Origin of the sequence: Krasilnikovia sp. MM14-A1259, assembly GCF_047159535.1 — a bacterium.
Classification (GTDB): Bacteria; Actinomycetota; Actinomycetes; order Mycobacteriales; family Micromonosporaceae; genus Actinoplanes.
This window is the reverse complement of record NZ_BAAGAJ010000002.1, coordinates 6141154-6161684: the sequence shown is the minus strand read 5'-3', so window position 1 is coordinate 6161684 and position 20531 is coordinate 6141154. Positions and strand designations below refer to the sequence as shown.

The 20531-nt window shown below is 72.6% G+C and carries 18 protein-coding genes; 3 read left to right on the top strand and 15 right to left on the bottom strand.

Annotated elements, in window-relative coordinates; genetic code table 11:
* Positions 1 to 26 precede the first annotated feature (26 nt).
* On the top strand, positions 27 to 1205 hold the full coding sequence (locus ACMCNK_RS27980; protein ID WP_412739325.1) for a GNAT family N-acetyltransferase: 1179 nt from the start codon (positions 27 to 29) through the stop codon (positions 1203 to 1205).
* Positions 1206 to 1244: 39 nt separating this feature from the next.
* Entirely contained in the window at positions 1245 to 2378 is a 1134-nt protein-coding gene (locus tag ACMCNK_RS27975; RefSeq protein WP_412739324.1) for a GNAT family N-acetyltransferase, read from the top strand.
* A 70-nt stretch (positions 2379 to 2448) separates the two neighbouring features.
* Here ACMCNK_RS27975 and hpf read toward each other — a convergent pair whose 3' ends face one another.
* From hpf to ACMCNK_RS27900, 15 genes are all read right to left on the bottom strand, one after another.
* Positions 2449 to 3051, bottom strand: a complete 603-nt coding sequence (gene hpf, locus ACMCNK_RS27970) for a ribosome hibernation-promoting factor, HPF/YfiA family (RefSeq protein WP_412739323.1) — start codon at positions 3049 to 3051, stop codon at positions 2449 to 2451.
* Positions 3052 to 3271: 220 nt separating this feature from the next.
* Positions 3272 to 4102 (bottom strand): ComF family protein, encoded by an 831-nt coding sequence (locus ACMCNK_RS27965; RefSeq protein WP_412739322.1) that lies wholly within the window; start codon positions 4100 to 4102, stop codon positions 3272 to 3274.
* 1 nt (position 4103) lies between these two features.
* On the bottom strand, positions 4104 to 5927 hold the full coding sequence (locus ACMCNK_RS27960; protein ID WP_412739321.1) for an LpqB family beta-propeller domain-containing protein: 1824 nt from the start codon (positions 5925 to 5927) through the stop codon (positions 4104 to 4106).
* Positions 5924 to 7744, bottom strand: a complete 1821-nt coding sequence (gene mtrB, locus ACMCNK_RS27955) for an MtrAB system histidine kinase MtrB (protein WP_412741020.1) — start codon at positions 7742 to 7744, stop codon at positions 5924 to 5926. Before mtrB ends, ACMCNK_RS27960 begins: the two co-directional genes overlap by 4 nt.
* A gap of 78 nt (positions 7745 to 7822) precedes the next feature.
* Positions 7823 to 8512 (bottom strand): MtrAB system response regulator MtrA, encoded by a 690-nt coding sequence (gene mtrA / locus ACMCNK_RS27950; RefSeq protein ID WP_412739320.1) that lies wholly within the window; start codon positions 8510 to 8512, stop codon positions 7823 to 7825.
* 66 nt (positions 8513 to 8578) lie between these two features.
* Positions 8579 to 9862: an iron uptake transporter deferrochelatase/peroxidase subunit gene (gene efeB, locus ACMCNK_RS27945; protein WP_412739319.1), complete on the bottom strand. Its 1284-nt coding sequence runs from the start codon at positions 9860 to 9862 to the stop codon at positions 8579 to 8581.
* A gap of 8 nt (positions 9863 to 9870) precedes the next feature.
* The gene (efeO, locus tag ACMCNK_RS27940) at positions 9871 to 11004 is read right to left on the bottom strand and encodes an iron uptake system protein EfeO (RefSeq protein WP_412739318.1); all 1134 of its coding nucleotides are present in this window, start codon (positions 11002 to 11004) and stop codon (positions 9871 to 9873) included.
* A 27-nt stretch (positions 11005 to 11031) separates the two neighbouring features.
* Positions 11032 to 11982, bottom strand: coding sequence for an iron uptake transporter permease EfeU (efeU, locus tag ACMCNK_RS27935; RefSeq protein ID WP_412739317.1), 951 nt, complete (start codon positions 11980 to 11982; stop codon positions 11032 to 11034).
* A gap of 202 nt (positions 11983 to 12184) precedes the next feature.
* The gene (locus tag ACMCNK_RS27930) at positions 12185 to 12436 is read right to left on the bottom strand and encodes a DUF397 domain-containing protein (RefSeq protein WP_412739316.1); all 252 of its coding nucleotides are present in this window, start codon (positions 12434 to 12436) and stop codon (positions 12185 to 12187) included.
* A gap of 20 nt (positions 12437 to 12456) precedes the next feature.
* Positions 12457 to 13302, bottom strand: a complete 846-nt coding sequence (locus ACMCNK_RS27925; RefSeq protein WP_412739315.1) for a DUF5753 domain-containing protein — start codon at positions 13300 to 13302, stop codon at positions 12457 to 12459.
* Between the two features lie 601 nt (positions 13303 to 13903).
* Positions 13904 to 15094: a mannose-6-phosphate isomerase, class I gene (gene manA / locus ACMCNK_RS27920; RefSeq protein WP_412739314.1), complete on the bottom strand. Its 1191-nt coding sequence runs from the start codon at positions 15092 to 15094 to the stop codon at positions 13904 to 13906.
* A gap of 53 nt (positions 15095 to 15147) precedes the next feature.
* Positions 15148 to 16128: a cation diffusion facilitator family transporter gene (locus ACMCNK_RS27915; RefSeq protein ID WP_412739313.1), complete on the bottom strand. Its 981-nt coding sequence runs from the start codon at positions 16126 to 16128 to the stop codon at positions 15148 to 15150.
* 46 nt (positions 16129 to 16174) lie between these two features.
* A complete protein-coding gene (locus ACMCNK_RS27910; RefSeq protein ID WP_412739312.1) occupies positions 16175 to 17398 on the bottom strand; it encodes an SIS domain-containing protein in 1224 nt (407 codons plus the stop codon).
* Positions 17398 to 17598 (bottom strand): Trm112 family protein, encoded by a 201-nt coding sequence (locus ACMCNK_RS27905; RefSeq protein WP_412739311.1) that lies wholly within the window; start codon positions 17596 to 17598, stop codon positions 17398 to 17400. The genes ACMCNK_RS27910 and ACMCNK_RS27905 overlap by 1 nt, the downstream gene beginning before the upstream one ends.
* 45 nt (positions 17599 to 17643) lie before the next feature.
* A complete protein-coding gene (locus tag ACMCNK_RS27900) occupies positions 17644 to 19023 on the bottom strand; it encodes a phosphomannomutase/phosphoglucomutase (protein WP_412741019.1) in 1380 nt (459 codons plus the stop codon).
* 206 nt (positions 19024 to 19229) lie between these two features.
* Between ACMCNK_RS27900 and ACMCNK_RS27895 the strand changes: the two genes are divergently transcribed.
* The gene (locus tag ACMCNK_RS27895; RefSeq protein WP_412739310.1) at positions 19230 to 20528 is read left to right on the top strand and encodes a GAF domain-containing protein; all 1299 of its coding nucleotides are present in this window, start codon (positions 19230 to 19232) and stop codon (positions 20526 to 20528) included.
* Positions 20529 to 20531: the final 3 nt, after the last annotated feature.

The following is a 20531-nucleotide window of genomic DNA, read 5'->3' as shown; positions in this document are numbered from 1 at the left end:
TCCGGCTCGTCCGGCAGGATGGCCGGGTGGCACCGATCGAGCTGCAGGTCGGCGACCTGCGGGTGCGCGCGTTCCGCGGCTCGGACGCCGCGGAGCTGGCCCGGGCCCGCGACGACGCCGAGATCTCCCGCTGGGCGCACAGCTCGCCGGTGCCGTTCACGCTGCGCGACGCCGCCGAGTTCATCGAGGCCGCCACCGCGGCCCTGGCCGACGGTACGGCGTACGGCGGCGCGGTCACCGCCGCGGCGACCGGTGAGCTGCTCGGTTCGGTCGTCCTGCACAGCGTCGACGCGCGGGCGGGCACCGCGGAGATCGGCTACTGGTCCGCGCCGTGGGCGCGCGGCGGGCGGCTCACCGAGCGCGCCTGCCGGGCGCTTCTGAGCTGGGGGTTTCACGCCCTCGGGCTGGTCCGCGTCGACTGGCGCGCCGCGGTCGGCAACCACGCCTCCCGGCTGACCGGCCTGCGGCTGGGATTCACCGTGGCAGGCGTCGTGCCCGCACACCGCCGCCCCCGCGACGGGGCCCGGGTCGACGAATGGTTCGGCTGGCTGCTGCCCGGTCAGCTCACCGCGCCCGGCCAGGACGTGCCGGACTGGGTACGCCGCACCGCGTACACATTCGGTCACCCATCGCCGACGCTGCCGGCCGGGCCGGTCACGCTACGCCCACCGGCCGAGCGGGACCTGCCGGGGCTGGCCGGCGCGCTCGCCGACCCCGAGTCGATCCGCTGGTACGGCGGGCCTTACCGAACACCGCCGGACGTCGGCGCTGCGCTCGCGGCGGAGGCCCAGCTCGCCCGGTACATCCGGGAGGAGGTGCCGGCGCTGTGGGCGCGCGGCGAGGAGGCGGTGTTCACGGTCGCGGAGCGCGACGGCGCCTGCGTGGGCTCCATCGATGTGCGGGTGCGGCCGGCCGACCCGGCGGTCGGGGAGATCGGCTGCGTCATCGCGCCGCACGCGCGCGGTCGCGGCCACGCCACCGCCGCGCTGCGCGGCATCGCCGCCTGGAGCTTCACCGCGCTCGGGCTTCGCCGGCTGGAATGGCGCGCCGAGGTGGACAACCCCGGGTCACGCCGGGTGGCCGAGAAGGCCGGCTTCACCATCGAAGGGCTCGCCCGCGCGGGGCTGGGCCGCGACGGCGGCCGGCGGGACTGCTGGGTTGGCGCCCTGCTGCCGGACACGCTGCTGCCGGACACGCCCGCGTGACGGGCGAAGAATGGCCGGGAGCGCGCAGAGGAGACACACATGATCGTGCCGACCATCGAGTGCGACGGTGTCCGGCTGCGGGTCTACCGCCCGGACGACCTCGACGCGATCGTCGCGGGCTTCGCGGATCCACTCACCCAGCGCTTCATGCCGTCGCTGCCGGTGCCGTTCACGCGCCAGCACGGCGTGCACTTTCTGCGCGAGACCGTGTCCGAGGCGTTCGTCGAGGGCGGCTGCGCGTACGCCATCACCGACCCGGCCACCGACCGGCTCCTCGGCGGGGTGGGACTGGAGCGGCTGGTGCCCGCCCGCGGGCAGGCCGAACTGGGCTACTGGGTGACGCCGCAAGCCCGCGGCCGCGGGGTGGCGACCGCCGCGGTACGGGCCCTGTGCGGCCACGCGTTCGCCTTCGGGGTGCAACGGCTGGAACTGCTCACCCATTGGGAGAACGCGGCAAGCCAGCGGGTGGCCCTGGCGGCCGGGTTCCGGCGGGAGGGCGTCCGCCGCGGTGCGATACCCGGCCGCGGCGGCGGCCGCGACGACCTGCTCGCGTACGGCCGGCTGGCCGACGACCCGCCGGGTCCGACTGTACGGCTGCTGCCGGACCTGCCCGGCGGGGAGCTCACCGACGGCGTGGTGACCCTGCGCCCGCTGACCGGCGACGACCTCACGTTCTACACCGAACTGCACAGCACGCCCGACGTGGTCGCCGCCAGCGTGCCGCCGGTGCCGCCGACCCCCGAGGAGATCCGGCGCCGGTGCGCGTGGGCGCAGGCGCACTGGCTCAACGGCGACCGCGCCGACCTCGTGGTGCAGGACGCGGTGCACGGCAGCCCGGCCGGGACCTTGGGACTGTTCTACCAGGAGCCCGCGACCGCGCAGGCGATGATCGGTTACAGCATGCTGCCCGCGTTCCGCGGCCGTGGCTATCAGACGCGGGCGGTGCAGTTGCTGACGCTGTGGGCGTTCGCGGAAACCGGCATCGCCCGGCTGGTCGCCGGAACCCTGCCGGACAACGTCAGCTCGCAGCGAGTGCTGGAGAAGGCCGGTTTCCGGCGAGAGGCCCGCCTGCGCTCCCGGTTGCCCGGGGCGCACGGCCGCCGCAGCGATGACGTGCAGTTCGCGCTGCTGGCCGAGGATCTGGTACGCGACGGCGCGCGCCTCGACGGATGACGGCGCACCCGGCGGCACTCGACGGCCGGCGCGCGAGCTGGTGGCTCACGCGCCGGCCGGAGGCCTGTGCTCAGGGTGTGGATTCCAGGCTGAGGATGCCGTAGTCGTACCCGTGGCGCCGGTAGACGACGCTGGGCCGGCCGCTTTCCTTGTCGTGGAAGAGATAGAAGTCGTGTCCGACGAGTTCCATCTGGAACAGCGCATCATCGACAGTCATCGGGTCGGCAGGGTGTTCCTTGTGGCGCACGATGCGGTATGGGCGGTTGTCGTCGTGCTCGGCCAGCGCATCCTCACTCGCCTCGGAATCCGGTAGGTCGGTGGGCAGGCCCGCCGTTGCGGCGGACACCGAGACGGGGGCGCGGCGGCCTCGATGCACGCGGCGCCGGTCGGCGGCACGCCGGAGCCGGGCGTCAAGCTTGTTGATCGCTACGTCCAAGGCGGCGTAGAAGTCCTTGGCGGTCGCCTCGGCCCGAACAACCGGGCCGCGGGTCACCACGGTGATCTCGACGCGCTGACAGTTGTCGGATTGCCGTGGATTGCGCTCATGGAACAGCTCTACGTCGGTCCGAATCAACTTGTGGTCGTAGCGCTCGACCTTGCCCAGCTTGTCCTTGACGTGCACCCGGTAATGGTCCGGAACCTCTACGTTGCGGCCCTTGACGACAATGTCCACTCGTGACCTCCCCCAACGTTTCGTTCTGCGGGCGCTCGGCGGTGCCGAGGGCGCCGTACTGCGACGCGGTATGGCTTGCGGCGACGCCGGGTTCGCGGGAATCCGGCGGAGGCCGGGCCATTGGCGGGAAGACGACTCCTTTCCGAAGCGGCAGGTCGGTCTCGCGACGCCGGCTTCCGGTGGTGGGTTAAGCGTGTCACTTACCCTCGTCATCAAGACGCTAACGTGCGGATGCGCGCCCGTCACCCCTCGTTCGGGGCAGCGCTTCGGGACTTTGGGCCCGGGCGGCGGCCGGTAGGCGCAGGCCTTGGCCAGTGCCTGGACCCGATCGACGCAGCTGCGTCGCGGCCAGCACCGCAGCGCCCGCAACCTGCATGTTCGCCTCCGTGAGCCGAGTTGCCACCGCGGCGAGCGTGGCGCCTGTGGTGACGATGTCGTCCACCACCACCAGCGTGCCTCTCATCGTCGGTCGCCGCTGCAAAACGCCGATCCGGGTCTGGCGGATTCGCAGCGAACTCTCAGCCGCGACGGCCCGCTGCGCCGCGCTCAGCCCGGCGGAGTCGGGGCGTGGCATGGCCTGCAGCGGCCTGCGCAACTCGGCGTCCCAGCCCGCGGCCCGCAGCCGCCGCGCCGCGTGCCCGGCCAGCCGAACCAGATGGTCCCCCTGCCGCCTCCGGGCCGCCTTCGCGGTCGACGGCACCGGCACCAGAAGCAGCGCAGCGCCCGGCTGTGCCCCGGCGCGGACGGCCGCCGCGGCGGCCGCACCGGCCAGCAGGGCGCCGAGCGGCCGGGCCAGCCGGTGCCGGCCATGTTCCTTGTACGCCAGCAGCATCGCCCGCAGGGCACCGGCGTACGGGCCGACCGCGGTGCACGGCGGCAGGCCCCGCGGTGGCGGCACCGGCGCGGCCGGGTACGGGCTCAGCGCCTCCAGCTCGGCCACACACCGGGCGCACGCACCCAGTCGCAACGGCACCCGTACGGCGTCGCACCCCGCGCACGCCGTGGGCAGGATCAGATCGGCGAGCGCACCCAGCAGCTCGGGTGCGGGCATGTCAGTCGAGGAAGAACGGGGCGGTCGGGGCGACCCCCGCCGGCGGATTCTGCACCGGCTCGGCGAGGTCCGCCACGGTGATCCGGACCGCCTCGAACAGGGCGTCGTAGGCGGCCCCGTCCGCGACGTAGCTGACCGAGTCGGAGGTGGGCCGCCCGGTCGCCGGGTTCGCCGGGTACGCCGTCAGGTAGGTGACCTTCTCCGTGCCGAGGTCCTGCAGCCGGTCGTACTCCAGCGCACCGTCGATCGACACGTCCACGATCGCCACACGCCGGGTGTCCGCCCGGACGCCGGCGACCACCAGCCAGCCCTCGCTGCTCCAGTCCACCGCGGTGACCTCGCGCATCGGCGTACGGATCTGCCGTGGCGCGCTCAGCTGCGGCGCGTCTCCACCGGTCGCGAACACCGTGAGGTACAGCCGTCCACCCGCAAGGAACGCGACCCGGTGCCCGTCCGGGGCGACCGACACCGCGGTGACCGGGCCGGAGTCGACCGAGGCGTCGACGCGCCGGGCCGTGCCGCCGCCGGAGCCGAATGCGTACAGCGCGCCGCCTGCGGGGATCAGCCCGAAGCGCTCCGCATGCTCGTCCGCCGGGGTGACCGCCCAGGACGGGTGGCCGAGCTGGCCGGGCAATGCGACCCGGCGCAACGGGACCTGCGCGTCCGTACGGCTGACGCCCACCTTGAGGGTCGGTTCCTTGCCCGCCTCGCCGACCACCACAGCGGCGTAGTCCTCAGTGTCCGACCTGCTCATCGCGGCCCCGCGGACATTGCGGTTGTCCGCCCCGGTCAGCACGGGCAGCGGCTCCGTGGCCGCGGACGAGCCGGACAGCCGGCGGATCCGCCCGTCGTACACGACGAACCGCTGCGGACGGTCCGCCAGCCGGTACGCGAAGTTGCTGGTCAGGTAGTCCGTTCCGGTGTAGTCGATGGGGTCCCCGTGACCGATCCGCAGTTCCAGTACGCGCGGCAGGTTCGGCCGCAGCGACCACATGAGCTGGCGCCGGAGCCGGTCCACCGCGCGCTGGTCGTCCGGCGGGACGGCCTGGTCGCTGAGGGTGATCTGGAGCTTGTCGTTGCTGACCGCGGGTACGTTGCCGATCGCGGCGGTGCCCTCGGGCAGCGCGTCCACCGCGTCGGTGAGCCACGGCGCCGGCCCGGCGCTGAGCCACTTGAGGATCTCCGTTGGCTGCTGCTCGCTGGGCACGCTCAGCGGCATGTACCGGACGTCCGGCACGAGGCCGCTGTGCTCCGTGTTCCAGAAGTAGATCGTGCGCTGGATGTAGTAGTTGGTCAGCGCTTCGTCGCTGAGCATCAGCTGCGGGGGTGCCTTCTGCACGAACAGCCCGGACCGGCCGGGGACGTCACCGACCACGAGGTGGTGCTCGACGACCGGTTCGTTCGGGGTGGGTTCGAGGATGCCGTTGCGGCCCAGGATCCCGATCTGCTGCACCTTCACGGTGACGTCGTCACTGCCTGGGTTGACCAGCGGTTTCTCGATCTGGCGCACCACGTGGATGTCGGGTGACGGCTTGAACGTGATGGCGGCGGCCGGGGACAGGAACTGGCGGACCCGGTTCGTGGCGTCGTCGAACACGCCGGCCGCGGCCTGCAGGTAATACTGCACGAACAGCGACTTGTCGAGGGTGGCGTCGCGGTCGTTGCGGGTGGGCGGGACGTCGTTGCCCGACGACGTGCCGGTGGACGGGCCGGGGCCGATCGGCAGCACGGCGCTGTTGGCCGGAATACCGCACCCGCCGAGCAGCAGGGCGGCCAGTCCCGCGCCGGCCAGCAGCCGGCGCAGCGGACGCTGTCGTCGCCTCATCCGGTCACCTCGGCAGGGTCGGCCGACGCCGAAACCACCGGCGCCGGAGCGGAGACGGGATCCGGCTCGGGTGCGGGAGCCGGCTGGTCCGCCGCGGCCGCACCGGTGGCCGCCGCGGGTGAAGCAGGGACCGCCGTGGGCGCGCCGGCCGGCTCGGGCGGATTCGCGCGACCCGGCGACTCGGCCGGATCCGCGGACTGCGGGCCCGGGATGCAGTCACGGGGGATCAACGGCAACGGCGCGGCGACCAGCCGGTCCCCGGAGCGCACCGGCAGCGTGAGCCGGAACTGGGCGCCGCCGCCCGGGGCGCCCCACGCCTCCAGCCAGCCGCCGTGCAGCCGCGCGTCCTCCACGCTGATGGACAGGCCCAGGCCGGTGCCACCGGTCTGCCGGGCCCGGGAGGGGTCGGCGCGCCAGAACCGGTTGAACACCAGCCGCTCCTCCCCCGTTTTGAGACCCACGCCGTGGTCGCGCACGGTGACCGCAACGGCCGCGTCGTCGCAGGCCAGGGTCACCTCGACCGGCTTTCCTTCGCCGTGCTCGACCGCGTTGCCAACGAGGTTGCGCAGGATCCGCTCGACCCGGCGCGGGTCCACCTCGGCGATCACGGGCGTGTCGGGCAGGCGCACCTCGATCGGCACACCGGCCCGCTCGGCGAGCCCCGCGAGGCGCTCGGTGACGCGTTCCACGATCGGCACCAGGTCGGTGTGCTCGGCGTCCAGGGCGGCGAATCCGGCGTCGAACCGGCTGATCTCCAGCAGGTCGGTGAGCAGGCTCTCGAACCGGTCCAGCTCGGCCTGGAGCAGCTCGGCGCTGCGCGCCACCGCCGGGTCGAACTCCTCGCGCTCGGCGAAGAGCAGGTCGGCGGCCATCCGTACGGTGGTCAGCGGGGTGCGCAACTCGTGCGAGACGTCGGAGGTGAACCGGCGCTGCAGCCGCGACATCTCCTCCAGCCGGACGATCTGCCGCTGCAGGTTCGCCGCCATCTGATTGAACGACGCGGCGAGCAGGGCGAGCTCGTCCTCCCCCGAAACCTTCATCCGCTGGTCGAGCAGGCCGGCGGAGAGTCGCTGGGCGGTGCGGGCGGCATCCCGGACCGGGGTCACCACCAGGCGCGTCACCAGGGCGGCGACGACGCCCAGCAGCAGCACCAGGGCCAGGCCGGTGACCAGCACGGTCGTCCGGATCTGGTTCGCCGCGCGGTCCTCCGTGGTGAGCGGAACCAGGTAATACAGCTCGACGTGCCCGAAACTGGTCGGAACCGGAGAGCCGGACACCAGGAACTTCGTCTGCACGCCGCCGACCTCGGCCGTACGGATCTGCTGGTACTCGCCGCCGCGCCCGGCCACGGCCCGGACCATCTCCGGGGTGATCAGCAGCGAGGTGTCGATGTTGGCCGAGCTGACCGGCTTGAGGTCGGGGTACTCCGCGGCGCGCAGCGAGACGATCGCCCCGCCGTTCTCCGCCGGGTTTCCGTCGGCCAGGTGGTCGACCGTGGCGCGCATGGTGGAGGGCAGCTTGGGGTCCCGGGCCTGCCGGTGCACCGTGAGCTGCTTGTACGCATACTCCACCTTCGTGCGCGTCTGCGCGGAGACCTCGTCCTGGGCGCGGTTGAGCAGGATCTTGGCGCTGCGCTCCGCGACGAACCACCCGAAGCCACCGACCAGCAGGCTGGACGCGACTAGGGTGATGGTGATGACGCGGGCCTGCAGGGAGCGCCGCCAGGCGCGGCGGGCGGGCGCCGCGGTGCGGCGGGCCCACCGCATGACGACGCGCCAATACGCCCGGACGAACCGCAGCAGGCGGCGGGCGGGCATGGGGAGCCAGGTCGGAGCGCGCATCTCCCGGCCAAGGTTAGCCGGTCGGTGACCAACCCGGGACACCCTGTGGACGGCCTACCCGGTGCCCGCCTTGTAGCCGACGCCGCGCACCGTCAGGATGATCTCCGGACGCTCCGGGTCGGGTTCGATCTTGGCGCGCAGGCGCTGCACGTGCACGTTGACCAGGCGGGTGTCCGCGGCGTGCCGGTAACCCCACACCTGCTCCAGCAGCACCTCCCGGGTGAACACCTGGCGCGGCTTGCGGGCGAGCGCGACGAGCAGGTCGAACTCCAGCGGGGTCAGCTTCACCTCGTCGCCGTCGCGGGCGACCGTGTGGGCGGGCACGTCGATGGTGATCTGGTTGCCGGGCGGCCCGATCGTGAGCATCTCCGGAGCGGCGTCCTCCCCGCGGCGAAGCCGGGCCCGCATGCGGGCGACGAGCTCCTTGGGCTTGAACGGCTTGACCACGTAGTCGTCCGCGCCGGACTCCAGGCCCAGCACCACGTCGACCGTGTCGCTCTTGGCGGTCAGCATGACGATCGGGATGCCCGACTCCCCACGAATGGCCCGGGCCACGTCGATGCCGCTCATCCCGGGCAGCATCAGGTCGAGCAGGACGATGTCCGGCCGGTTCTCCCGAAAGGCGGACAGGGCACGCTCACCGTCGGCCACGAACGAGGGCAGGAAACCTTCGCTGCGCAGCACGATGCCGAGCATCTCGGCCAGCGCGGGGTCGTCGTCGACCACCAATACCCGGGCTCTCATGCGGTCCAATATTGCACTGCCTCTCCGGTTCCGGTGGAAGCGCCCCAGGCGATCTTGCCACCCGGGTCACGCGAAGAGGGTGCTCCCCCAGTAGTCGGCGGCGCCGGTGACGCCGGGTGGACAGGCGAAGATACCGCTCGACACATGCCGGATGTACTCGTTCATGTGGTCGTGTCGCGCGAGATTCGTCTGGACCGGGACGAACGCGGTACGCGGATCGCGCTGGTAGCCGATGAAGAACAGGCCCGCGTTGAGGCGGCCGAGGCCGTCGGAGCCGTCCACGAAGTTGTAGCCGCGCCGCAGCAGGCGGGCCCCGGAGTTGACCGTCGGGTGGGCCAGCCGTACGTGTGAGTCGACCGCGATGACCGGCTGGCCGTCGGGCCGCTTGGCGTCGAGGTCGGGCTCGTCGAACTCCTGCGCCTTGCCGAGCGGCGCCCCGCTGCCCTTGGTACGCCCGATGATGTCCTCCTGCTCGCCGAGCGACGTCCGGTCCCAGGTCTCGATGAGCATGCGGATCTTGCGGGTCACCACGTACGCGCCGCCGGTCATCCAGGCCGGACCGTCGCCGGACTGCACCCACAGGTGGTCGCGCAGCAGGTCGGTCTCCTCGGCCTTCAGGTTGGCCGTACCGTCCTTGAAGCCGAACATGTTGCGCGGGGTGGCCTGGTCCTTGGTCGTGGAGGAGGTACGGCCGAAGCCGAGCTGCGACCACCGCACCGTGACCACGCCCATGCCGATCCGGGCCAGGTTGCGGATGGCGTGCACGGCCACCTGGGGGTCGTTGGCACACGCCTGTACGCAGATGTCGCCGCCCGAGATGGCCGGGTCGATGGTGTCGCCCTGGAAGTGCGGCAGGTCCACGAGGGCGGCGGGTCGCTGGGCCGCGATGCCGAACCGGTCCTTGCCCGAGGCGTCGCGGAACAGCGTCGGGCCGAAGCCGACCGTCAGCGTCAGCCCGGAGGCCGGGAGCCCGATGGCCTCGCCGGTGTCGTCCGGCGGCGCCTCCAGGATGCCGCCGACCGCGCCGATCTGCCCGGCGTCGTGGCCCGCGGTCATCCGGGCGGCGGCCGCGGTCCAGTCCTTGAGCATCCGGACGAGCTGGTCACGGTCCTTCGTGACCACATCGAACGCGACGAAGTGCAGGCGGTCCTGGGCCGGGGTGACGATTCCGGCCTGGTTGGCGCCGGTGAAGGCGATCGCGTCCGCGGCGACACCGGCCCCGGCCGTCGTCTCGGACTGCTGCGCGGTACGCACGACGGCGCCGCCGACCGCGGCCGCCCCGGCGATTCCGGCCACCCCCGCGCCGGCGAGCGCCATGGCCCGCCGGCGGCTGATCGTGCTCTCAGTCATCGCAGTCCCTACTTCGCGGAGATGACGCCGGCGATCTTGCTGATCGGCTCGGCCAGCGCGTTGATCGCGTCGGACAGGCCTTTGAGCTCGGCCTCGGAGAGCTGGTTGTGCAGCTTCCAGCCGTCGCCGGCGCGGTGCTTGGCCAGCTCCGCGTCCACCTTGGCGAAGCCCCCGTCGATCGACTTCACGAGCTGCGGGTCACGCTTCTCCAGCGCGGGGCGCAGGGCGGCCACGGCCGCCTTGGAGCCCTCCACATTGGCCGCGAAGTCCCACAGGTCGGTGTGCGAGTACCGGTCCTCCTCGCCCGTGATCTTGCCGTTGGCGACCTCGTCGAGCAGTTCCTTGGCGCCGTTCGCGAGCTGCAGCGGGGACAGCTTCTCGGTCTGGGCCTTCGCCGCGACCGCGCGGATGTCCGCGTCGAGCTGGTCCGCGATCGCGCCGTCCTTGCTCACGTCACCGGTGATCCAGAGGTCCTTCTCCAGCTTGTGGAAGCCGGTGAACGGCAGCTCCTTGGTGGCGCCGTCCTCCCGGCCGTCGACCTTCGGGTCGAGGTCGCCGAAGGTCTCGGCCACCGGCTCGATCCGCTCGTAGTACGTACGGGCGACCGGGTACAGCGCCTTGGCCTTGGCCACGTCGCTCGCCTTCACCGCGGCGGCGAACTCCGTGGTCTTGTCGACCAGCGTGGTGGCCTGGGACTGGACGTAGCGGGAGTAGTCCGCGCTGGCCGCGGCCAGGGCGGCGTCCTCGGTCAACGGCGAGGCGGACCCGGAGACCGTGAGCGCGGTGCGGACGCCCTGCCCGACCATGCCGGGCTTGCACGCCGCCTCGTAGGTGCCCGCCGGAAGCTCGACGCGCAGCTCACGGGACAGGCCGGGGGTGATGTTCTCCACCTCACCCATCACCCGGTCGCCGGCCGCGTACACGTAGAACTCGGTGACCTTGGCACCCGAGTTCGTGATCTTGAAGTGCGTGGTGCCGGCGCCGAGCGTGGTGCGGCCGACCTCGCAGGCGGTGTCCGTGGCCTTGACGGAGATCGGGCCGCCGGCCGCCGCGGCGTCGTCGGTCTTGTCGCCGCTGCACGCGGCCAGGGCGCCGGTGAGGGTACCGACGGCGGCGAGGGCGAGGATTCGGGCGGTGCGCATGGTACGGGGTTCTCCTGTGGTCGCGGCTTACTGGTGCGGCGCGGGGGCCGGGGCGGACTGGGCCTGGGGCTCAGCGTGTGCAGGGGGTACCGCAGCGGCGGAGTCCGCCGTCGCGGGGTCGGTGGCCCCGGCGGCGGGGGCAGCGGATGCGCCGGCCGGGGCGGGTGCCGTGCGGCGGCGCGACGGCCAGAGGAACAGCACGAGCACCGGCACGCCGTAGGCGATCCAGGCGACGACCTCCAGCACGGTGGGCTCGGCGGTGATGTTGAACATCCCGGACAGCAGGGCGGCGTACCAGGTCGACGGGTCGAGGACGCCCGCGGCGTGGTAGGCGACCGTCGCGATGCCGGGCAGGACGCCGGATTCCTGCAGGTCGTGCACGCCGTACTTGAAGATGCCGGCGGCGACCAGAATGAGCAGCGCGCCGGTCCAGGTGAAGAACACCGAGAGGTTGATCCGGACCGCGGTCGCGAACAGCAGGTAGCCCAGCGCCACCGAGGTGGCGATGCCGCCGAGCAGGGCGTACAGCGGGCCGCCGTTGGTGTCGGCGCCCTGCACCGCGGCGTAGAAGATCAGAGAGGTTTCCAGGCCCTCGCGGACGACCGCGAGGAAAGCCATGATCAGTACGGCGAACGAGCCGACCGCGAGCGCGTCGGTCAACTTGTTGCGCAGTTCGCCCGCGATGCCCCGGGCGGCCCGGCGCATCCAGAAGATCATCCAGGTGACGAAGACGACCGCTGCGATGGACGTGATCGCCTCGAACAACTCCTGGTTGTGGTAGCCGCGCAGCAGCGTGGTCTCGGTGTAGCTCAGCAGCCAGCCGAAGAGGACGGACAGCACGACCGCCGCCCCGACGCCCAGCCAGACCTGCGGCAGGCGATCCTTGCGCTGGGACTTGACCAGGAACGCGATGAGGATGCTGACCACCAGGGTGGCCTCCAACCCCTCGCGCAGGCCGATGAGGTAGGTGGCGAGCATGGCACTCCGACTCCCAGGGCGTCGCCGGTCGACGGGTCGGCCGGGAGCACCGTTGTTAAGGCATTCCTAACTAAGGCTCGGCATACCTTACTCGGCACGACGGCGAATTCGTCAAGCCGCACGGCTATTCACCGGGTCACAGGACTGATGGCCCGGGCCGTGCGGGCCATCCGGCCGTCCACGCCCGACCTGCGCGGGGCCGTCAGTGCGTGCGGCGGTCGAACTCACCCGCGCGTACGCCGGAGAGGAAGGCGCGCCAGCCGGCGGCGCCGAACGCCAGTACCGGGCCTTCGGGATCGCGGGAGTTGCGGACCAGCACCTCGCCGGCCACCTGCGCGATCTCGACACAGTGGCCGTTGGCCGCACTGCGTGTGCTCTTGCGCCAGGCCGGGACGGTCCCGTGGTTCTGCGGCAACGCCACGCCCCTTTCGGAGGGATTTGACTGAATAGTCATCCGGTCCAACGCATGAGCAGTCAGTCCAGCCCCTCCCCCGTACGGGCGACCAGCGCACGGCTGGCCTCCGGGTCCAGCGCCCGGTCCCGCACGTCGGCGAAGAACTTGCGATACAACTTCACCTCGGCCGGCCGCTCCCGGAACACACCTCCCGTGGCGTCCTCGACGTGCGCCACCGCCGCCCGGCCCGCCTCGCCGAACTCGAAGACCATGAACGAGCCGGCCAGCGCCGCATGCTCACCGGCCGCGAACGGCAGCACCCGCACCTCGATCCCGGGCCGGCCGCACGCGTCGTACAGCCGGTGCAGCTGGCGCCGCATCACGGCCCGGCCGCCCACCCGGCGGTGCAGCACCGCCTCGTCGAGCACCGCGGACAGCCGGGGCGGGACGTCGCGGCTCAGCACCGCCTGACGCGCCATCCGCAACGCCACCCGCCGCTGAACCGTCTCCGGGTCGGTCCGGTCGGCGCCGACCGCGATCACGGCACGGGCGTACTCGTCGGTCTGCAGTAGACCGGGCACGACCTGGGACTCCCACTCGCTGATCGCCGCGGCTTCCGCCTCCAGCGCCACGTACTCGTCGTACGGGTCGGGGACCGCGGAACGGTAAGCGCTCCACCACACCCGGGCCCGCCCGCGCCGGGCCAGCTCCTGCAACCGGATCCGTTCACCCTGCGTCACCTCGTACGCGGCGAGCAAGCGGTCGAGGTCGGCGTCGCGAATGCCCGTACGGGCGGTCTCGATGCGGCTCAGCTTGGACTCGGACCACCCGAGAGCCGCGGCCACCGCGGCGCCCCGGCGTCCGCCCCGGAGCCGGCGCAGCTCACCACCGAGCTCCCGGCGGGCGGTGGTGGTCGGCCTCGGCACGGCCTCACCGTACCGGGATTCCGGTAACTTTCCGCAACTTGCAGATCGCCTTCTGCACTTGCAGAGCAGGACCCGACGTGGGCTAATGGACATATTGACGGGCCCCATGGTGGTCGGGCCCCGGCCCAGGCCGGGGTGGTGGCGCCGGTGGCGGCAACCGCCGGCCCGCCGACGAAAATCGAGCCCCGTCCGACGATGGACGGGGCTCGATGCCGTCGAATCCCCCCGATCGGGTGCCCCCGGCGCGAGGGCACAGCGACCCACCCCGGACAGCGAACGAGGCGGCAGGTCCGTGACCCACCGCCCCGTTCATCCCCCCGGTTTGGTACCGCGCGCGTCCGTGGGACCCCCCGATCACCAATGACGCTGCGTGGTTATAGATTCACACTCCGCATACGGCCATGTCAAGCAAATCCAGAAATTTCCGATTTGACTGTCTGACAACATCCGGAACACGGCTCTGGACGCAGCGTTGCTGAACCGCCGCAGCGACACTGGACCGCCGTGGCCGGTACTGACCCGCCGTGGCGTCACTGGGCCGTGGCGTCACTGACCCCGCCCCGGCGTTAGTGAGCCGTGGCGTTACTGAGCCGCCGTCGGGTTACTGAGCCGCCGTGGCGACGAACGCCTCGCCCACCCCGGACAATGTGATCGGCCCCGCGGCAGCCGGCGCGTACGCGGCAGCACCCGGAGTCACCGCCACCGCGGTCGCATCCGGTGACCGGCCGGCGACGGTCACCTCGCCGCGGACCCCGAGCACGATGCGGGGACCGCCCACCGGCGGCGTCACCGGGGCACCGTCGAGGGTGACGCGGTACAGCTCGAACTCCCGGACCGGGACCGGCCAGGTCACCACGCCGGGCGCGACCTCCGTGAAGGACTGCACCGGCTCGGACAGCACCTCGAAGCGCAGCACCCGGAGCAGCTCGTCCACGTCCACCCGCTTCGGGGTGAGACCACCGCGGAGCACGTTGTCGCTCGCCGCCATGATCTCCACGCCCGTCCCCTTGAGGTAGGCGTGCAGGTTCCCGGCAGGCATCCAGATCGCCTCGCCCGGCGCCAGCCGTACGTGGTTGAGCAGCAGTGACACCAGCACCCCGGGGTCACCGGGGTAGTGCTCGGCCAGACCGGCGGCCAGCGCGAACTCACCGGCGTACCGATGATCGTCGGCCACGGTCAGCGCCGCGCCGACCACCGCCTCGATCAAGGCCGGGCGGTCCGCGACCGGCCAGGTCAGCAGCGTCTGCACCGCGTCCCGCAGGCCCACCGGCCCGGCCCGCAACGCGGCCACGACCGGAGCGAGCTGCGGCAACGCCATCTCCTCCAGCACGGCCGCGGACACCTGCGGCGCCCGGAAGCCACACAGCGCGTCGAACGGCGTCAGCGCGACCAGGACCTCCGGCTTGTGGTGCGGGTCCGTGTAGATCCGCGGCGCGTCCGGGTCGGCCATCTGCCTCGCGTACGCCGCCCGGGCGTACGCCGCGTCCGGGTGTGCCTGCAGAGACAGCGGGGCGTCCGCGGCGAGCACCTTCATCAGGTACGGCAGCCGCCCGTCGAACTCGGCCGCGACCGGCTCCCCGAGCTGGCCGGCCGGGTCGGCGGCGATCAGGTCGGTCAGGCTCGCCGGGCCGTCGGGACCGGTGACGGTCGACGGGTCTCCCGGGTGTGCGCCGAGCCACAGCTCGGCCTCGGGGGACTCGGACGGCACCGGCCGCCCCTGAAGTCCGGCGAGGGCGGTCCGGGACCCCCAGGCGTACGGGCGGATGGCGCCGGTCAGCGGAAGGATGCTCATCGGTGGGGCACCTTATACGAGTGGCCCGGGAACGTCACATCGGCGCGGAGCCGTCACGCCAGCGCGGGAGGTACGGGGCTGACCGGCTCGGCGACCGCCGGGCCGTCGGCGGCAGAGCGGCCGGGGCGGTAGATGTCCGGTTCGAGGTAGATGACCCGGGCGATGGGAACCGCCGCGCGGATCCGCGCCTCGGTCTCGTCGATGTGCCGCGCGACCTCCTCGGCCCGGTCCGTCCGCGGCACGGCGATCTTCGCCGCGACGAGCAGCTCGTCCGGACCGAGGTGCAGCGTTTTCATGTGGATGATCCGGTCGACGCCGGGCCCGCTGAGCACCGCCTCTTCGATCTTGTGCAGGTCCTCCGGGTTGGCCCCTTCGCCCAGCAGCAGGCTCTTCGTCTCGACCGCCAGCACGACCGCGATCGAGACGAGCAGCAGACCGATCATCGCGGTGCCGATGCCGTCCCAGACCCCGTTGCCGGTGATCAATGTCATGGACACACCGAACAGCGCGAAGACCAGGCCGACGAGGGCGCCCGCGTCCTCGAGCAGCACCACGGGAAGCTCCGGGGCCTTGGCGCGGCGGACGAAGTCGACCCACGACGTCCGGCCGCGGGTGTGGTTGGACTCCTCGATCGCCGTCTTGAAGGAGAAGCCCTCCAGGGCGATCGCCACCAGCAGCACGGTCACCGGCACCCACTGCCAGCTGTGGATACCCTCCGGGTGCTGGATCTTGTGGTACGCCTCGTACAGCGCGAACAGGCCACCGACCGAGAACAGCACGATCGACACGATGAACGCGTAGATGTAGCGCTCCCGCCCGTACCCGAACGGGTGTTCCGGGGTGGCCTGGCGTTGCGAACGGCGCCCGCCGATCAGCAGCAGCGCCTGGTTGCCGGAGTCCGCGACCGAGTGAATCGCCTCGGCCAGCATCGACGACGAACCGGTGAGCAGCCACGCCAGGAACTTGGTCACCGCGATGCCCAGGTTCGCGCCCAGGGCCGCCACGATCGCCTTGGTACCCCCGCTTGCGCTCACCGCTGCCCTCCGCCGTGCTGTTCCAGGATCCACGCCGGAGGCGTGCTCACGACAGCGCCTCCGGCAACGGGTTGCTCAATTCCTTCATCTCGCTGATCGCGGGCACCGCCATCGGGTCCAGCCCGTGCGCGAGCGCCAGGTACAGCGAGGCGAAGTCGGGTACGGCAACCAGCGACGCCAGCCGCTCCAACGTCGAGCCGCCCTCGGCCGTGATCACATCACAGCGCACCCCGCGCCGGTCGGCGAGGGTCTGCACCGCGTCGGCACGGCGTTCCTCGACCGCGACCGGCTCGTCCGCCTCGTCCTCGGGGTTCAGGCCGCCGTCGCGCAGCAGGACCAGCCGCAGCCGGGTCTCGTCGGAGGTCTCCTCGTCGGGGTCGGCGAAGATGTCGCGCGACGACTCGGCCAGGCCGCCGAAGACGCCGTCGAGCAGGCCGACCCGGCCCCGGCCGGCCTCGCCGAGCGCCCCGGCCATCACCGGGTAGCGCGCGTTGGCGGCCAGAGTGTCGGCGAACCGGCGCGCCGCGACCGTGGCCAGCGGCGACGAGCCCCACACGATCGGGATCGAACCGGCCAGGTCCAGCGCCAGCGACTTCGCCGGGTTGACGAACGACTCCGCCCCCGGTCGGCAGCGCTCGGCGTCCGCGTCGAGGCGGATCGCGGTCTCCGCCAGGTCCGCCTCCGCGAGCTTGACCAGCCCCAGCGCGCGGCCGGCGAACAGCACCGGGACGGTCAGGCCCCACAGGCTGGCCCGGGCGGGGGCACGGCGCGGCACCGGGATGAACGGCGCGCGGGCGCGCTCCGCCATTGCCTGCAGCTCCGAATCCGGGTTGCCGATCGCGACCAGCCGGGCGCCGCGGCGGGCGGCGGCGTCCGCGGCGGCCAGCGCCTCGGGGCTGCGGCCGCTGGCGGACACCGCGATCACCACGTCGGCGGCGCCGACCCAGCCGGGTACGCCGGAACTGCGGTGCCCGATGATCGGCACGGGGCAGCGGTGCCCCGCGACCGTGGCGAGGATGCTGCCGGTGAGCCCAGCCGTACCGATGCCGGCGACGACGACCGCCCGCGGCCGGCCCTCGTCCTCCAGCATGCCGAGGTCCGTCTCGGCGGCCAGCGCGGCCGACTCGCGGACCTGGGCGCCCGCGGACGCGGTGGCGCGCAGCATGCCGCCCGGGTCGTTGCCGAGCATGACCTGTTCGTCGTCCAGCAACGACTCGTCGGCGTGGCGGTGGCCGTGCACCCCCGCGGTGCCGTCCCTCGTCGGGCCCATCAGGACTCGCTTTCCGCGGCCGGACCGCTGTCGGGCTGCCTGGCCTCGTCGAGCAGCAGGACGGGGATGTCGTCGCGGATCTCGAAGATGCGGCCACACTCGGTGCACGTCAACGTCTGTGCGTCCGCGTCATGGGTCAGCGGCGCGTGATGCGTGTCCGGGCAGGCCAGAATCTCCAGCAGCTGCGGATCGAGAGCCACCGATCGGCTCCTTCGGCTCGGGTGCGGTGAACGGGCCAGAGGATCCTATCCGCGCACGATGGCGAGTACTTCGTCCCGGAGGGCCGCCATGCGGTCCGGTTTCGCCGCCTCGACGTTGAGCCGCAGCAAGGGCTCGGTGTTCGAGGCGCGCAGATTGAACCAGGCGCCCCCGCCGACGTGCACCGTGAGGCCGTCCAGGTCGTCGGTCTCGGCACCCGGGAAGGCAGCCCGGACCTGGGCCATCTTGGCCGCGGCGTCCGGCACGGTCGAGTTGATCTCCCCGGAGGCGCTGTACCGCTCGTACTCGGCGGCGAACTCCGACAGCGGGTGGTCCTGACCACCCAGCGCGGCCAGCACGTGCATCGCGGCCAGCATGCCGGTGTCGGCGTACCAGAAGTCGCGGAAGTAGTAGTGCGCCGAGTGCTCGCCGCCGAAGACCGCGTTCGTCCGGGCCATCTCGGCCTTGATGAACGAGTGGCCGACCCGGCTGCGGACCGGCTTGCCGCCGTGCTCCGTGATGATCTCCGGCACCGCGGCCGAGGTGATCAGATTGTGGATCACCGTGCTGCCGGGGAACTTCGCCAGCTCGCGCGTCGCCACCAGGGCCGTGATCGCGGACGGGGACACCGGCTCGCCGAGCTGGTCGACGACGAAGCAGCGGTCCGCGTCGCCGTCGAACGCCAGGCCCAGGTCGGCACCGTGCTCGCGCACCGCGGCCTGCAGGTCGACGAGGTTCGCCGGGTCGAGCGGGTTGGCCTCGTGGTTCGGGAACGAGCCGTCCAGCTCGAAATACAGCGGCACGATGTCCAGTGGCAGCCCCGGCAGGACCCGGTCGCCGAGCACGGCCGGCACGGTGTGCCCACCCATGCCGTTGCCCGCGTCCACCACCACCTTGAGCGGGCGGATACCGGACAGGTCGACCAGCGAGCGCAGGTGCGCGGCGTAGTCGGCGAGCACGTCGCGCTGCTCGATGCGTTCCACGCCGTCGGCGACCGCGGCGAGCGAGGCGAGCAGATCGTCCGCGTACTGCCGGACGAAGACCAGGCCGCTGTCCTGGCCGACCGGCCTGGCGCCCGCCCGACACAGCTTGATGCCGTTGTACTGGGCCGGGTTGTGGCTGGCGGTGAACATCGCGCCGGGCAGGTTCAGCGCTCCCGAGGCGTAGTACAGCTGGTCGGTGGAGGCGAGGCCGATGTGCAGCACGGCCGTACCGGCGGCGTTGACGCCCTGGGCGAACGCGGCGGCCAGCGCCGGGCCGGAGTCGCGCATGTCGTGGGCCAGGACGACCGTGTCCGGGTCGTCGCCGGACTCCCGGAGCATCTCCACGAACGCGGTGCCCAGTGCCCGGGCCACCGGCTCGTTGAGCTGGTCCGGGACGATGCCGCGCACGTCGTACGCCTTGACGATCTGCGACAGATCAAACAAATTGCTCACTCCTCAGGCGTGCCCGTCTCTGCCCGAGCGTATCGGAGCGGCGGTACCGGGCATGCCGCAACGGCTGGGCTCCACCGTCTCGGACCGTTCACCCGGCCGTCCGGCTTCCCACGCCCCGTACGCCGTCCATCGACCGTCGCCTCTTTCTTGTGGTGCGCAGCGGTCCGGGCCAGGATTGGGTGCGATCGGAGGTGTGCATGTCGAACCCGTGGCTCGCCCTGCACGCGGGCGCTGACCCGGCCGCCCGCATCAGCGAGGTCGGCCGCGCGTACGAGCGGTTCGTCGCCGGGGAGCCCGGCGTGGGGCCGACGCCGGTGCGGCCGGTCGTCGCGGAGTCGTGGCGCCGGTCGGCGGACGCCCGGTTCGACCCGGAGGGCACCGCGCCGATCGAGCTCACCGACGGCGAGCTGGAGGCGTACCGGGCGGCCCACCCGCTGACGTGCGTGCTGCCGATCTTCCGGGACCTGCTGGGCGGCCTGGCCGACGACGGCGACCACCTCGTCGCGGTGTGTGACGCGCACGGGCGCCTGCTCTGGGTCGAGGGCACCCCGGCCGTGCTGGACGGCGCCGCCCGGATGAACTTCGTCCCCGGCGCGCGGTGGGACGAGGCGCACGCGGGCACCAACGCCCCCGGCACCGCGCTCGCGGTCGACCACCCGCTGCAGATCTTCGCCACGGAACATTTCTGCCGTCCGGTCCAGGACTGGACCTGCGCCGCCGCCCCGATCCACGACCCAGCCACCGGGCGGCTGCTGGGCGCCATCGACGTGACCGGCGGGGACCGGCTGGCCAACCCGCACAGCCTCGCTCTGGTCCGGGCCACGGCGCTGGCCGCCGAGGCGTACCTGAGCACCCACCGGCCCGCGCCCCACGCCGGGGTGGCGGTCGCCGCGCTGGGCCGCGACGAGGCGCTGCTGACCGTCGCTGGACGCCGGATCCGGCTCGGGCGGCGGCACTCCGAACTGCTCGTACTGCTGCTGGCCCACCCGCACGGCCGCACGGGCGACCAGCTCGCCCTCGACCTGTACCCGGACGACACGAACCCGGTGACGGTCCGGGCCGAGCTGTCCCGGCTGCGCCGCATCCTCGGGCCCGAGCTGCTGGACTCGCGCCCGTACCGGCTGCGCTCCGAGGTGGACGCGGACTTTCGCGCCGTGCCGCGGCTGCTGGAGCAGGGGCTCGTGGCCGAGGCGCTGGCCGCGTACGCGGGTCCTCTGCTGCCTGCCTCGGACGCGCCCGGGGTGGTCCGGCTGCGCCGCCTGGTCGAGGACCCGCTGCGGGTGGCCGTGCTGGCCCGCGGCGACCGGGGCCTGCTGCAGACCTGGGTGCGCTCCCCGTGGGGCGCCGACGACCTGCCGATGTGGCAGGCGTACGCGGCGGCCCTGCCCGCGGGCGCCCCCGCCCGGCCGCTGGCGTTGAGCCGCGTCGCCCACCTCAGTGCCGAGTTCGGCCTGCCGGGCAGCGATGCAACGTCGATGCAACGTCGCCTGTCCTAGCGT